Genomic DNA, 14,326 nt, shown 5'->3' with positions numbered 1-14,326 from the left:
TGTCCCTTCGCAATGTTGGGTCGGTCCAACTGGCTACGTCAAGCGCGGCCGCTCCGCCGCCACGATCTATTGTTCCAGCTGCAAAGGTTGACGGGGTGAACATGAGCCACGATATACTTTCAAATGAAAGCAATCGCCGCTGCGATAGGACAGCCCCCTCCAATTGCAATTCCCCCGACCTGCCAGCATGACCTCGGCAAACGGCGCCACATATCACGCGCCCGTCTGGGAAATTGAGGAGATCCGATCGTGACCGAAGCCTGGATCATCGACACTGTCCGCACGCCGCGCAGCATCGGCAAGATGGGCAAGGGTGCGCTTTCGCAAATGCATCCCGAACACCTGTCCGCCACCGTGCTTGCCGCGATCAAGGAGCGCAACGCGATCGACACCGCCGATGTCGATGACGTGATCTGGGGCGTTTCGGCCGCGATCGGGCTTCAGGGCGGCGACATCGGCCGCATGGCCGCGCTTGATGCCGGCTACGATGTGCGGGCCGGCGGCGTCACGCTCAATCGCTTCTGCGGATCCAGCATCACCGCCACCAACCTTTCCGCCGCAATGATCATGTCCGGCATGTCCGACCTGATGGTGGCCGGCGGCATGGACATGCTCTCCTACGCGAATGCCCACGGCATGAAGATGCGCGAGGCCGGCGTCGGCAGCGCGGGCATGGGCGCGGGCAATCCCCGCCTCCAGGCCAAGCATCCGCAGACCAACCAGGGCATCGCCGCAGACGCCATCGCCGCGATGGAAGGTATCACGCGCGAGGAACTGGAAGCGCTCGGCGTCGAAAGCCAGCGCCGCGCCGCCATCGCCATTGCGGAAGGCCGCTTCGACAAATCGACCATCGTCGTGAAGGATGACGAGGGCAACGTGATCCTCGATCACGAGGAATACCCTCGCCCCGACACCACGGTCGAAGGCCTCGCCCAGCTCAAGCCCGCGTTCGAGATGTTCTACAACATGCCCTCCGCGCCCGGCGGCAAGACCTATGTGGAACTGGTCAACCAGGTCTATCCGGACCTTGACGTGAAGCCGATCCACCATGTCGGCATTTCCTCGGGCGTAGTGGACGGCGCTTCGGCAATCCTGCTCGCTTCCAAGGATTATGCGGAAAAGCACGGCCTCAAGCCCCGCGCCCGCATTGTCGCCATGGCGGAAATCGGCGATTGCCCGACGCTCATGCTCAACGGCCCGGTGCCGGCGGCCAAGAAGGTTCTCGCCAAGGCCGGGCTTACCAAGGACCAGATCGACGTCTGGGAAGTGAACGAGGCTTTCGCCGTCGTCGTCGAAAAGCTGATCCGCGATCTCGATCTCGACCGCGCAAAAGTGAATCCCAACGGCGGTTCCATAGCGCTAGGCCACCCCATCGGCGCGACCGGCGCGATCCTGATCGGCACCGCGCTGGACGAACTGGAACGCACCGGCGGGCGCTATGGCCTGATCACCATGTGTGCGGCAGGCGGCATGGCCCCTGCCATCATCATCGAACGCATTTAAGTCATTACAAGGAGATACGTGTGGCCACCGAGGCGGAAGAGAAATTGACGGGCAAACTTGGCGATGTCCTGAACGACAAGACCGAGAGCCCGCGCCGCCAGGTGAGCCTGCGGTTGACGGTGATCGCACGTCTACAGCGCAATAACTTCGACCGGCTTGTTACCGAACTGAGCGTCACGCGCTCGCAATGGACGATGATCGCAGTGGTCGCGCGCTATCCGGGTTCGACCCAGCGCACCATCGCCGAATACCTGGAGATGTCGGAAGCCTCGGCCGGGCGTCTGATCGACCGGCTCTGCGCCGATGGCCTGCTGGAACGGCGCGATCGCCGCGACGACCGCCGCGCCCGCTCAGTCTACGTCACCGACGCCGCGCATCCTCTGCTCGACAAGCTGGGCCACATCGCGTCAGAGGCCGAAGCGCGCATGTTCAACGGCTTTTCTGACGAAGAAGCTAGCCAACTTCGCGACTACCTCAGCCGCATTTATGACAACGTCAGCCGCGGCTGACGTTCCTTTCTACATTGCGCAAATTCACAGTGCGCAAACGAAGAAGGGCGGCACCGAAGTGCCGCCCTTTTCTGTTTCCAACCGATTGGAAGGATTACTTCGCCGAAGCGAGGTCCTTCTTGGTCAGCGAGGTGGTCAGCTTGCCCTGGGCATCGGTCAGGCTGGTGGCCGGAACGGTGATCAGGCGGCCGTTGAGGATCACCTGCGGGTTGCCGTCGGCAGCAACGCGGTAGATCGGGGCGATGCGGGTGCCGTTGGCGGCATAGAGCATCTTGCCGGCGCTCAGGTCGACCGGAGCGGCAGCTTCTTCGGTCACGGCGCGAACAGACTGGTTGGTTTCAGCGAAGGCAGCCGGAACGACGGCGAAAGAGGCGATCGAAGCGACGGCGGCAAGGGCGATGAACTTCTTCATGGGATACTCTCCAAAACATTGAAGCGGGGTCATCCCGCGATTTACTCACCTAGGTTAGTAATTACTCGCCTAGGTGTCAATTGCGATTGCCGCAACTGCACAAACTTTTTTCGCAACCATCGCCGTAGCGCGGTTTCGCGGGTCGCCATGCCTGTCGCACCGCAGCATGCAAAGATCGCACCGGCGAATCCGGCCGATGATCGTCGGTACGATGGCGGTAGTGTTGCCCCGGAACACCTTTGCGCGCACATCGAGGAAGACCGGTGCGAGGGGGCGGAAACCCCGCCGTTCGTGCCCTACCGACACGATAAAACGTAAGATAATTGGGGACTGGCAGATGCCGACAAAGGTCATGCAGGGCGTGCGCGTCCTCGAAGTGGCGCAGTTCACGTTCACGCCCGCCGCCGGCGCAATTCTGGCCGACTGGGGCGCGGACGTCATCAAGATCGAACACCCCGTGCGCGGCGATACGCAGCGCGGCTTCCTCAACATGGGCGGCGTCCAGCTCGATCCGCTGCGCCATACCCTGTTCGAACACCCCAATCGCGGCAAGCGCAGCGTGGGCATCGACCTGTCCACCGAGGAAGGCCAGGAACTGCTCTACGAACTGGCCAAGCAGTGCGACGTGTTCCTTACGAACTACCTGCCGCAAGTGCGCCAGAAGAACCGTTTCGACGTGGAGCATATCCGCGCCGCCAACCCGAACATCATCTACGCCCGCGGCAGCGCCTGGGGCGACAAGGGCCCGGAACGTGAAAAGGGCGGCTTCGACGGCACGGCGTTCTGGTCGCGCAGCGGCATTGCCGACTGCATGACCCCGCCCGAACTGCCCGGCCCGCTCTCGCAGGGCATGCCCGCATTCGGCGATTCTATCGGCGGCATGTTCATCGCCGGCGGTATCTCCGCTGCGCTGTTCCACCGCGAGAAGACCGGCGAATCCGCCGTGCTCGACGTCTCACTGATGAGCACCGCCGCCTGGGCCTCCGGCGCCAACATCGCGCAAGCGGTAGAGACCGGCGTGATCACCAAAAACTCGATGCCCAGCTCCGGCGGCGGCGCGAAGAACCCGTTCATGGGCAACTTCTGGACGTCCGACGGGCGCACGATCAACTTGTGCATGGTCAGCCCCACCGGCCTGATCCGCGACACGTTCGAACATATCGGCCGCCCCGAAGCGGCAGACGATCCGCGCTTCCAGGACGTGCTCAGCCTGATCGAGAACGCCAAAGCCGCCAGCGACATCCTGGTCGAGGCCTTTGCGGAAAAGCCGTTCGCCTACTGGCGCCAGCATCTGAAGACGCTGAAGGGCCAATGGGCACCGATCCTCAACCTGCTGGAACTGGCGGGCGACGAGCAGGCGCTGGCCAACGACCTTCTGGTCGAGGTTGAGGCGGCGGACGGCGGCGAGCCGCTGAAGCTGGTGCGTGGCCCGGTGCAGTTCAACGGAGAGGCGCTGGAAACCACCCGCTCACCGCAGGCATCCGAACATACCGAAATCGTGCTCATGGAAATGGGCGTCGAATGGGACAAGATCGAGGAACTCAAGGCCAAGGGCGCAATCGCCTGAGATCGGGCATCTGACCAGCCTGCCGATCAGCCTGTTGAAACCAGAATACGAGGAATTGGGAAAATGAAGCCTGGAACCCGTCTCAAGAGCGCCGCCTGCGACACCGAAGTCATGGTGATCCGCTGCGCCGACGGTACGATCGAATGCGGCGGCGCGCCGATGGGCGAAGCGAAGCCCGCAGAACCCGCCCCGCTCGCCGCCGACTTTTCGGCCGGCACGCTGATGGGCAAGCGCTACGTCGATGCGGACGGCAAGTACGAACTGCTTTGCGTGAAGCCCGGCAAGGGCTCGCTCTCGGTCGATGGCGTGGCGCTTGTCACCAAGGACGCCAAGCCCCTGCCCGCTTCGGACTGACCCGCATGAACATCGCGCTTCTTCTTGAAATGGCGGTGGAGGCCGCGCCGGACCGCGTGGCGCTCGTCTGCGATGGACGGCGCTGGACTTATGGCGATCTGCTCGATGCCGCGCGCGGCGCCTTCGAGCTGATCCGCCAGAGCGAGGTGGAATACGTCGCCCTGCTCGACGAGAGCAGCGAGGCGGCGGTGATCGCGGTGTTCGGCGCGGCGCTGGCCGGCGTGCCCTATTGTCCGCTGAACTACCGCCTGCCGGATGCCGATCTCGCCGCGCTGCTCGGCCGCGTGGCGCCCGCACTGGTGATCGGTGACGAGGAACGGATCGTCCGACTTGCAGGCGATCAGGGGCACACCGTGTTCTCGCGCGAGGAATTCGTCCTCAAGGCGCAGGAAACCGTGCCGGCCGACGACGCGCGGGAATACGATCCCGGTGAAGGCGTTGCGATCCAGCTCTTCACCAGCGGCACGACCGCCGCGCCGAAGGCCGCGATCCTGCGCCATTCCAACCTGCTGGGCTATATTCTCGGCACGGTGGAATTCGGTTCGGCGGATGAGGCCGATGCCGCGCTGGTCGTGGTGCCGCCCTATCACATCGCCGGTATCTCGGCCTTGCTCTCCTCGATCTATTCGCTGCGCAAGATCGTGATGCTGCCCAACTTCTCGCCCGAGGGCTGGCTGGCACTGGTCGCCAGCGAAACGGTCACCAATGCCTTCGTGGTGCCGACCATGCTGGCGCGCATTATCGACGCCATGGAAAAAGGCGCGAGCGGAGAGGTTTCCTCGCTGCGCGCGGTTGCCTATGGCGGCGGCAAGATGCCGATCGAAGTCATCCAGAAGGCGCTTGAGCGCTTCCCCACTGCGGGCTTCACCAACGCCTATGGCCTGACCGAAACCAGCTCGACCATCGCCCTGCTGGGCCCGGACGATCACCGCGAAGCACTGGCATCGAGCGACCCGAAGGTTCGTGCCCGCCTCACCTCGCTCGGCAAGCCGATCCCGACGGTAGAGATCGAGATTCGCGGCGAAAACGGCGAAGTCCTGGGGGTTGGCGAGCCCGGCGAAATCTACGTTCGCGGCGAGCAGGTCTCTGGCGAATACAAGGAAAAGAGCGCGCTCGACGCCGAGGGATGGTTCCCCACCCGCGACGCCGGCTTCATGGATGAGGATGGATACCTGTTTCTCTCCGGACGCGCCGATGACGTGATCGTGCGCGGCGGCGAGAACATGTCGCCGGGTGAGATCGAGGACGTTCTCCTCACGCATCCGGCCATCGCCGATGCCTGCGCCTGCGCGATCCCCTCGGTGGAATGGGGCGAGACGGTGGGCGTCGCCATCGTCACCCGCGAAGGACACGATCTGCCGTGCGAGACGGAACTGAAGGATCTCGTCCGCGCGCGTCTGCGTTCCTCGCGCGTGCCTGAAAAGGTCGTGTTCGTCGCGGAGCTACCCTACAACGAGATGGGCAAGCTGCTGCGGCGCAAGGTCAAGGAAGTCCTTGCCGACTGACGCTGAAACTGTCGGCCCGGCGATCCCGCTGGCTCGCTGGGCCGACCGGCAACTGGAAGCGCTTGCCCGCGATTTCGCGCTGCCGCGCCTTGCGGGAGCCGCCCTTCTCGGCGAACGCGCTGCGCACGGTGATTATCGCATCGCCGGGTGCGTTTCGGCAGGTCTTGGCGGCAGCCGCCTCATGCCGACGTGCGACAACAACTCGTTCGCACTGACACTGATCCGCGAGATCGACCGCGAGCTTTTGCCCGCGCTGTTCGGCGATGCCGATCTCGACACCCATGACGCCGCCGCCATTGCTGCAGCCGTGCTGCGCAGCGACGGTAACGCCTTGCTGGAAACCGGGCGCTTGCTGGGCCTGCCCGTCGCCCTGCTGGACGAAGTGCCCACCTCACCGCCGATCGAAGTGATTGCACGCGGTCCGCACCGCGAGCGCCCCATCGCACATCGGCCCTTGGTGGTGGACTTGTCCGCCATCTGGGCCGGTCCGCTGGCCGGTCACCTGCTCTGGCTGGCAGGCATGGAGGTGGTGAAAGTCGAGAGCCGCACCCGACCGGACCTGATCCGCCGCGACGATCCCGCGACGTTCGATCTCATCAACCAGGGCAAGGCCAGCGTGCTGGTCGATTTCGCGAGCCGCGCGGAGAAAGCCCGCCTGGTCGAACTCATCCGGCAGGCCGATGTCGTGATCGAAAGCTCTCGCCCGCGCGCCTTGCGCCATCTCGGCATCGATGCCGAAGCGCTCGTGCGCGAGGTACCCGGCCTCGTCTGGCTCTCCGTCACCGGGCACGGGGCGCAAGGCAATCCGGCGGATTGGGTCGGGATAGGCAATGACTGCGGTGTAGCGGGAGGGCTCTCCCGTGCTTTGGCCGAAGCGATCGGAAAGCCGGGTTACGTAGGGGACGCGATTGCCGACCCGCTCACCGGCATCACCGGCGCCCGCGAAGTTCTGAAGGCCTTGCATGAGGGCGAAGCTCGACGCATCGGTCTTTCCATGAGCGCAATCACAGCCATGGCTCTGGACGAGGAACAAGCTTTCGACGCCGAACTGCTCAACGCCGAGCTGCGCGCATGGGGCGAAAGCATTGGCCACCGTTTTCCCGCGCTGGAACGCCGCGCGATGACTGCGCCGGTCAGTCCGATCGGGGCGGATACCGCGCGTTATCTTTCGGAACTCACACCGTGCTGATCCGCAACGCCGATGTTTACGAGCATGGCGCTGCGGACTTGCGCATCGTGGCCGGCACCATCGCTGCTATCGGCCAACTCGCGCCGCTTCCCGACGAATCTGTGATCGAGGCGAACGGCGGCGCACTGCTGCCGGGCCTTCACGATCATCACATTCACCTTGCCGCACTCGCCGTGCGAGCCGCCTCGGTCGATTGCGGGCCACCGGCCGTGAGCAATCGCGAAGGACTGGCACGCACGCTCGACCGCGCTGGCAAAGGCTGGTTGCGTGGCTTCGGCCTTTGCGAAAGCGTGCTGGGCGGCGAACTTCCCGATGCCGCCATGCTGGACCGAATGGTGCAGCATCGCCCGATCCGATTGCAGCATCGCACCGGCCGCATGTGGCTGTTCAACAGTCCCGCGCTGGATGAGCTTCTGGCGGGCCGCGCCCCGCCACCGGGCCTGGAACGCGTCGGCGGGCGTTTCACCGGCCGCCTCTTCGACGAGGATGCTTGGTTGCAGGCAGCATTGGGCAGCACGCCCCCCGATTTTGCGGAAGTGAGCAGCGAACTCGCACGCCATGGCGTGACCGGTATTACCGACATGTCGCCCCGCAACGATGCAATCATCGCGCGGCATTTCGCTTCGCAAGCGGCGACCGGGCATCTGCGCCAGAATGCGGTGCTCGCAGGGCAGATTTCGCTGGCCGATGCCCCGCAGGATGGCTGGCGTCTTGGTCCTGCCAAGCTGCACTTGCACGAAGCGGCGTTGCCGGATTTCGACACCACCTGCCTATGGATCGCCAGTGCCCATGCACAGGGCCGCGGCGTAGCGGTGCATTGCGTGACGGAAGTCGAACTGGTGTTCACGCTCGCGCTTTTCGAAGCGGCGGGAACGCTGATCGGTGACCGCATAGAGCATGCATCGATAGTACCACGCGAACTCGCCGCTCGCATGGCATCGCTGGGTTTGTGGGCCTGCGTGCAACCCCACTTCGTCCATGAAAGCGGCGATCGCTATCTTCGCGACGTGGAGCCGCGTCATCACAGCGATCTCTATCGTCTGTTTACTCTGCGCAACGCCGGCATTCCCTTGGCCGGCGGTAGCGATGCCCCTTACGGAAACCCAGATCCCTGGGCCGCAATGAAGGCGGCGGTGCTGCGCAGAACCGGCACTGGAACGCCGTTCAGCCCAGAGGAAGCCCTGTCGCCGGAACAGGCGCTCGACCTGTACCTCGCCGATCCGCTCGACCTGTCGCGCCAGCGTCGGATCGCAGTTGGCGAGGCGGCCGATCTCTGCCTGCTGGATCGCCCTTGGGCCGAAGCGCGGACACGGCTGGATAGTGCCGATGTGCGCGCCACGTTCGTCTCAGGGCAGCTCGTCCACCACCGCGTCGACGAGGCCCCAATCGAGCGCCTCCCGCGCGCCAAGGCGTCGGCCTGACAGCACCATCAGCAGCGTCCGCTGGCGCCCGATGCGGCGGCTCAGCGATACGCAGCCACCCGCTCCGGGCAATATTCCCATCGCCAGTTCGGGCAATTGGAACCACGAACGCGGCGTAGCGACGATCCGCGCGGCAAATGCCGCCAGTTCCAGCCCTGCACCGATACAGGCGCCATCGATCCTTGCTTCCAGTCGATCCCCGCACAATGCGGCTTCCCGCGCGGGAAGCGTAAGCCCGCGAATGCGATGCGCCTCGGCAGGATCGGTAGTGGTGCCGAACTCCGAAAGCTCGGCACCAAGACTGAAAGCCTTTCCCTCCGCACGAAGCACCACCCGCCGGATCGTTGTATCCATGTTGACGAGGGCGAATGCCTCGTGGAGCGCGTCGCGCATCGGCCGGTCTATCGCGTTACCGGCTTCCGGCCTGTTCAGCGTCACGGTCAGTTCCGCGTCGGCGCGATCCAGCAAGACCATGCCTTCCCCGCCACCTGCGCCGCCGCCCCGCCTCGCCAGCCAGCAGCGATGCGACTCGCTACCCTGGAGCGTCGCATAAGCCAGCGACTCGACGTTCAGTGCATCCTCGATCGCCAATGCCGGGATTACGCGCAGAGCCTGCGTCACCACAGCGGCGGCCAGCGGCTGCGTCTTCGCCGCGAGGGCTAATTGCGCAGCATCGAAGCGAGGTTCCAGCACGGCATCGAGTCGCGCAGCCAGGGCATGATCGCGCGGCCCGATCCCGATTACCGGACACGGCGGCAGGCGGATTTCCGGGAAATCACCCGACTCGCGTGCCAGATCCACGAAAGCGATCGGCGCTACTTTCGCGTCCGACTCGGCCAAATCCGCCGCCGCAAATGTCAGATCATCCACGCGCATTTTTCGAACAATTCGCTCCCGATCAGGCACTTGCAGTTGGAGCGAGCATGGCGAGATGACACAGGCTTGACCAGCCCGGCCCGCTAAAATCACATTTCAACGCTGAACACATGGTCAAAATTGGCGGAATTTCGCGATATTTCCCGTTCACGTAAGTCAGCGCAACTTATCGTCAGTGCGAAGCCTATTGCACCCCTCCCGAAGCAATGATAACCAAGCTTAGCAAAAAACGAGTCAGGCTCAGTTTTTAGAGATCCGACTCGGGAGAGAAGTGAGTTCATCACACCACACTTGAGGGAGGAGAGACCTCATGCCTGGAAAGACCACGTCATCGAACAAGGCCAAGATCGCACGCCGCGTGATCGAAGTGCTCGAATATTTTGACGATGCGCATCGCGAAGCCACGGTCATGGACATCGTGCGCCGCTATAACCGCCCGCAGTCGAGCACGTCCGAACTGCTGTCGAGCCTCGTCGAACTCGGCCTGCTTCACAAGGACCCCTATTCGCGTGCCTACAGCCTCACCCCGCGCGCCGCGCTGATCGGCACTTCGGGACAGCCCGAGCTGGTGCGCGATGGCCGCGTGGTGCGCCTGATGGACCGCCTTGTCGCCCAGACCGGCCTTTCGGTTGCGCTTCACGCGATGGTCGGCCTGGACGTCCAGATCGTCAACTGGCGCCACGGCCCCCGCGCTCTTGCCGCTACCCGTGAGCTTTCGGGCGGCATCAAGGAGCCCCTGGCACAGAGCGCGGCCGGTTGGCTGATGCTCTCGACCGTTGCCCGCCAGCGCTGCGAAGGCATGGTTCGCCGCCTCAACGCCGAAGCGGAAGAGATGCACAAGTTCGCTTTCGCCGACATGATGACCCGCATCGATGCCTGCCGCGATCCGCGCTATGTGTTCGGCCCGGCCGGTTTCGGCAGCGGCGCGGAATCGCTCTGCGGCCTCGTCCCCCGGCAGCCCGAAGGCCACCCGCTGGTGATCAGCCTGGTCTATGGCAAGGACGACAAGGTGAACCCCGAAGCACTGCTCCAGTCGCTCAGCGACGCCATGCGCAAGTGCCTGCCCGATCCGGCGCAGTTCGCCGAACCGGAACAGCTGCCGCACGCCGCCTGATCCACCAAATCCTGAACGGGTCGCACACCGTTACGGAATGGGCCCCGCGAGATCGCTCGCGGGGCCCTATTTCGTTTCGGTGCAGTGACTTGCAGCCGGAGCGGGTTAGACTTCCTGCTTCTGCATCCGGGCGGTGCGGTCGGTATCCTCATGCCGCATGAACATCTTCATGATGTCGCCTGAAGTTACGGGCCGGGTTTCATGTTCTTCGACCGGACGCTCACCGGCCGAGGACTTCGGGCTGGTATCGACGCCCTCGGCCTTCGCCTTTTCACGCAGCGCGCCGACCGTCAGTTCCTCGCGCGTGAAGTGCTGGAACGGATCGAAGCGAAACCAGCGCATCGCATTCTTGTGCGTGATCTTGTCGATCTGCTCGTCGGTCAGATGGTTGATCGAAGGCCAAAGGTTCTCCGGCACTTCCGGCCAGAGCGTATCGGAATGCGGATAGTCGCATTCATAGGCGATGTTGTCCTCACCGATGAACTTGATATTCTGCAAGCCGAAGGCATCGTCGATGAAGCAATTCAGGAAGTGCCGCTTGAACATCTCGCTGGGCTTCATCTTCTGGAAGCGCGAATTGGTCCAGGCCTTGTGCCGCCAGTTCGAGAAGTCCGCCCGCTCGGTAAAGTAGGGCACCCAACCGATCGAGCCTTCCGAAAGCGCGATGCGCATGTCCGGATACTGATGCAACGCCTCAAGCTGGAGCCAGTCCGACGCGGCATAGGCGATCGACATCGGCATGGTCGAAATCCATGCCTCGATCGGCGTTTCCATCGAGGCATGGGGCGCCGGATTGCCGCCGCCGATGTGGATGCAGATCGTCATGTCGAGATCGTTGATCGCCTTGTAGAACGGGTCCCAATAGGCGTTGTGGATGCTCGGCAGGCCCTGACAGGTGGGGTTCTCGCTGATCGAGACGGTGTGGCAGCCCTTGGCCGACACGCGCTTCATCTCGGCGATCGTCGCGTCCATATCCCAGGTCGGAAGGATCGCGCAGGGGATGAAACGGCCCGGATAGGCGCCGCACCACTCGTCGATATGCCAGTCGTTATAAGCGCTTACATGGACTTTCGCGAGTTCGCGATCGGGTACGCGGTGGAGGCGGCCGCCGGCAAAGTCGAACACCGAACCGAAGTTGAGCGACGAGGCGACGCCGTTGACGTCCATGTCCTTGATGCGTTCGTGCACGTCATAGCAACCGGCGCGAAGCTGATCGAGCGAGGTCGGCTCCATGCCGTATTCCTCGAAAGGCCGGCCGACCACGGCATTCAAGCCAACCGAGGGGAACTTCATCCCCTGATAGACCCACAGATCCTTGCCGTTCTCATCCTGGATCAGCTTCGGCGCGGATTCGAGCGCGGCGCCGGAAAGGTGGTTTTGAAACAGGTCAGGCGGTTCGCTGATATGATCGTCGACACTGATCAACACCATGTCGTTCATTTGCATGACGGCACTCCCAAAGTTGCCGGGCCGATCGGCTGCCGGCGGGCGCATCTTTAACGGCGCCTTGACCGGGGAAGCTACGCCTCCCCTCCCCAAGCGGCCAGCACGCGTTTCCAGCTATCGCGCCTGCGATTGCGTGGCACGGACGATTGAACGGGGCGGCGAGGTATGATGTTGACGAGGAAACACGAAAACCAAAAGCCCCGGGGAAAGCCTGAAATGAACTTCGACCTCACCGACGAACAGGGCATGATGCGCGACACGTTCGCGCGTTTCCTCGACGAACATTCCAGTTCCGCGCGCGTACGCAAGGCGCAGGAATCCGGCGGCTTCGATCCCGAATTATGGTCGGGCCTTGCCGAACTCGGCGCATTCGCGATGCGCGTGCCTGAAGAGGCGGATGGCATGGGCCTTGGCCTGTTCGACGCCGGCCTGCTGATGGAAGAAGCGGGCCGCACGCTCGCCTCCGGTCCGCTGGCCGAAGCATTGGTAGCGACGCGCGTGCTGGGCCTCTTGGGCGGCCAGGAAGACCTTCTGGCAAACGCAGTCGGCGGCGAAGCAGTGGTCACCATCGCCATGCAGGATATCGCGCAGTTCCCCAAGCAATGGGTCGCCGGCGGCCTGGTTGCCGACGCGGTTGTTGCCCGCAAGGGTGACGAGATCGTACTCGTCACGGTGCCCGCGGATGCACGCATAGCGGAGCCAACTCTGGCCTCCACGGCTATCGCCGAACTCGATCTGGCGGCGCTGCCGACCACCGTGTTGGGCAACGGCGATGAAGCGCTCGCGACTTTCGCCGCCGGTCTCGAGGAATGGAAGATCCTGATCGCACTCGCGCTTTCCGGCCTCAGCCGGGCGGCGCTGACGATGGCGGCGGAATATGCGGGCGAGCGCAAGGCATTCGGCGTGTTTATCGGCACATTCCAGGCGCTGTCCCACCCGATGGCGGACCTGATCTGCGAGATCGATTCCGCCAAGTTCCTCGCCTGGAAAGCCATGCGCTCGATCGCCGACGGCGAGGCGGCAGCCGGCGCGCAAGTGTCACTGGCCGCGTGGTACGCCTCGGGCGCGGCGGGCCGCACCGTGCGCCATGCCGTGCAGACCTTCGGCGGCATCGGCCTCACCACCGAGCATGACGTCCACCTCTACAACTTGCGCGCCAAGGCGTGGCCGCTGGTGGCGGGCGATCCCGAGGACTGGCTGGCCGAGGCCGGCCGCCGCCTCTACGCCAACGAAAAGGCCAGCCTTCCCGATGTGGGCGAAGTGCCGGTCGAGTTCGATCTCGGCGAGGATGCCCGCGCGATCAAGCAGGAAATCCGCGAGTTCTTCGCCAAGAACGTCACCGACGAACAGCGCGAGAAGTTCCACTTCTCATGGGAGGGCCACAACCCGGTCATCCACAAGCAACTGGTCGAAGCGAACCTTGCCTATCTCCAGCTTCCCAAAGACGTCGGCGGGCGTGGCCTGAACCCCTACGCGGTTACCGCTGCCCGCGATGCGTTCGAGGAAGAAGGCTGGAGCAACCCCGTTGCCGGGGTTTCGCAAATGGTGTCACTCATCATGCATCGCTTCGGCACCGACGAGCTGAAGCGCGATGTGCTGTCGAAGGTGATGGCCGGCGATGCGATCTGCTCGCTGGGCTATTCGGAACCGGGCTGCGGGTCGGACGTCTTCGCCGCGCAGTGCAAGGCCACCCAGCTTGAGGACGGTTCCTGGCGCATCGACGGCACCAAGATGTGGACCAGCGGCGCCAACCTGACCGACTATGTGCTGATGCTCTGCCGCACCGATCCGGATGCCCCCAAGCACAAGGGTCTGACGATGTTCATCGTCCCCCTGAAGGCCGAGGGCGTCACCGTGCAGGCGGTGCACACCTTCATGGACGAGCGCACCAACATCACCTTCTACGACAACGTCAAGATCCCGGACACCTGGCGCCTGGGCGAGATCAATGCCGGTGGCCGCACGATGGCGGCCAGCCTCGAACTCGAACACGGTGGCGGCTTTGCCAAAGTCCAGCGTGCGATGCTCGAAAACGCGGTGGAACTCTGCAAGGAAATTCCCGTGGCCGGCGGCGGAAAGCTGATCGACACGCCCAAGGTACAGGCACGACTGGCGCGTACGTACGCCAATGTGCTGGCCTCCGAATTGATCGCCTACCGCGCCAACTGGACGCAGGTTCATGGCAAGGGCAACGGCGCCTATGGGCCGATGGCGAAGATGTTCTCCTCCGAACTGTTCATCACCGACTCGCGCGATCTGCTCGACCTGACGGCGCCTTATTCGCTGGCCAAGCGCAAGGGCGCGGCCAATGCGCTCAACCTTGCCTATCGCCATGCCCATGGGACGACGATCTACGGCGGCACCAGCCAGGTGCACCGTTCGATGATCGCCGAAAAGGGCCTCGGCCTGCCGCGTTCGCGTAATTGAGGA

Annotated in this window: 12 protein-coding genes; 9 read left to right on the top strand and 3 right to left on the bottom strand. The window is 63.9% G+C overall.

Annotated features, from left to right (window positions below):
• The first annotated feature begins 249 nt into the window (after positions 1–249).
• Positions 250–1,503, top strand: coding sequence for an acetyl-CoA C-acetyltransferase (locus WBP07_RS04685; RefSeq protein ID WP_395394555.1), 1,254 nt, complete (start codon positions 250–252; stop codon positions 1,501–1,503).
• Between the two features lie 20 nt (positions 1,504–1,523).
• Complete coding sequence (locus tag WBP07_RS04680) at positions 1,524–2,012, top strand: MarR family winged helix-turn-helix transcriptional regulator (protein WP_395394554.1); 489 nt, start codon at positions 1,524–1,526, stop codon at positions 2,010–2,012.
• A gap of 94 nt (positions 2,013–2,106) precedes the next feature.
• Here the strand turns inward: WBP07_RS04680 and WBP07_RS04675 are convergent, their stop codons facing one another.
• Positions 2,107–2,424 (bottom strand): hypothetical protein, encoded by a 318-nt coding sequence (locus WBP07_RS04675; RefSeq protein WP_395394552.1) that lies wholly within the window; start codon positions 2,422–2,424, stop codon positions 2,107–2,109.
• 337 nt (positions 2,425–2,761) lie between these two features.
• Here WBP07_RS04675 and WBP07_RS04670 point away from each other — a divergent pair, with 337 nt between their 5' ends.
• The 5 genes from WBP07_RS04670 to WBP07_RS04650 all read left to right on the top strand — a co-directional run bounded on the left by WBP07_RS04670 (position 2,762) and on the right by WBP07_RS04650 (position 8,460).
• On the top strand, positions 2,762–3,991 hold the full coding sequence (locus WBP07_RS04670) for a CaiB/BaiF CoA transferase family protein (RefSeq protein WP_395394551.1): 1,230 nt from the start codon (positions 2,762–2,764) through the stop codon (positions 3,989–3,991).
• Between the two features lie 63 nt (positions 3,992–4,054).
• Complete coding sequence (locus tag WBP07_RS04665; protein ID WP_395394550.1) at positions 4,055–4,345, top strand: hypothetical protein; 291 nt, start codon at positions 4,055–4,057, stop codon at positions 4,343–4,345.
• Between the two features lie 5 nt (positions 4,346–4,350).
• Positions 4,351–5,850, top strand: a complete 1,500-nt coding sequence (locus WBP07_RS04660; RefSeq protein WP_395394549.1) for a class I adenylate-forming enzyme family protein — start codon at positions 4,351–4,353, stop codon at positions 5,848–5,850.
• Positions 5,840–7,039, top strand: coding sequence for a CoA transferase (locus tag WBP07_RS04655; RefSeq protein WP_395394548.1), 1,200 nt, complete (start codon positions 5,840–5,842; stop codon positions 7,037–7,039). The genes WBP07_RS04660 and WBP07_RS04655 overlap by 11 nt, the downstream gene beginning before the upstream one ends.
• On the top strand, positions 7,033–8,460 hold the full coding sequence (locus tag WBP07_RS04650; protein WP_395394547.1) for an amidohydrolase family protein: 1,428 nt from the start codon (positions 7,033–7,035) through the stop codon (positions 8,458–8,460). The genes WBP07_RS04655 and WBP07_RS04650 overlap by 7 nt, the downstream gene beginning before the upstream one ends.
• Here WBP07_RS04650 and WBP07_RS04645 read toward each other — a convergent pair.
• Positions 8,386–9,336: an enoyl-CoA hydratase/isomerase family protein gene (locus WBP07_RS04645; protein ID WP_395394546.1), complete on the bottom strand. Its 951-nt coding sequence runs from the start codon at positions 9,334–9,336 to the stop codon at positions 8,386–8,388. The two genes, WBP07_RS04650 and WBP07_RS04645, sit on opposite strands and share 75 nt — an antisense overlap.
• A gap of 310 nt (positions 9,337–9,646) precedes the next feature.
• Between WBP07_RS04645 and WBP07_RS04640 the strand changes: the two genes are divergently transcribed.
• A complete protein-coding gene (locus tag WBP07_RS04640) occupies positions 9,647–10,450 on the top strand; it encodes a helix-turn-helix domain-containing protein (protein ID WP_395332726.1) in 804 nt (267 codons plus the stop codon).
• Between the two features lie 105 nt (positions 10,451–10,555).
• Here the strand turns inward: WBP07_RS04640 and WBP07_RS04635 are convergent, their stop codons facing one another.
• The gene (locus WBP07_RS04635; protein ID WP_395394544.1) at positions 10,556–11,896 is read right to left on the bottom strand and encodes an amidohydrolase family protein; all 1,341 of its coding nucleotides are present in this window, start codon (positions 11,894–11,896) and stop codon (positions 10,556–10,558) included.
• Positions 11,897–12,112: 216 nt separating this feature from the next.
• Between WBP07_RS04635 and WBP07_RS04630 the strand changes: the two genes are divergently transcribed.
• A complete protein-coding gene (locus WBP07_RS04630; RefSeq protein ID WP_395394543.1) occupies positions 12,113–14,323 on the top strand; it encodes an acyl-CoA dehydrogenase family protein in 2,211 nt (736 codons plus the stop codon).
• The last annotated feature ends 3 nt before the right edge of the window (positions 14,324–14,326 follow it).

Source organism: Novosphingobium oxfordense, assembly GCF_044029435.1.
GTDB lineage: Bacteria > Pseudomonadota > Alphaproteobacteria > Sphingomonadales > Sphingomonadaceae > Novosphingobium.
Note: the sequence above shows the minus strand (reverse complement) of the source record. Positions and strands in the feature narration are given on the sequence as shown.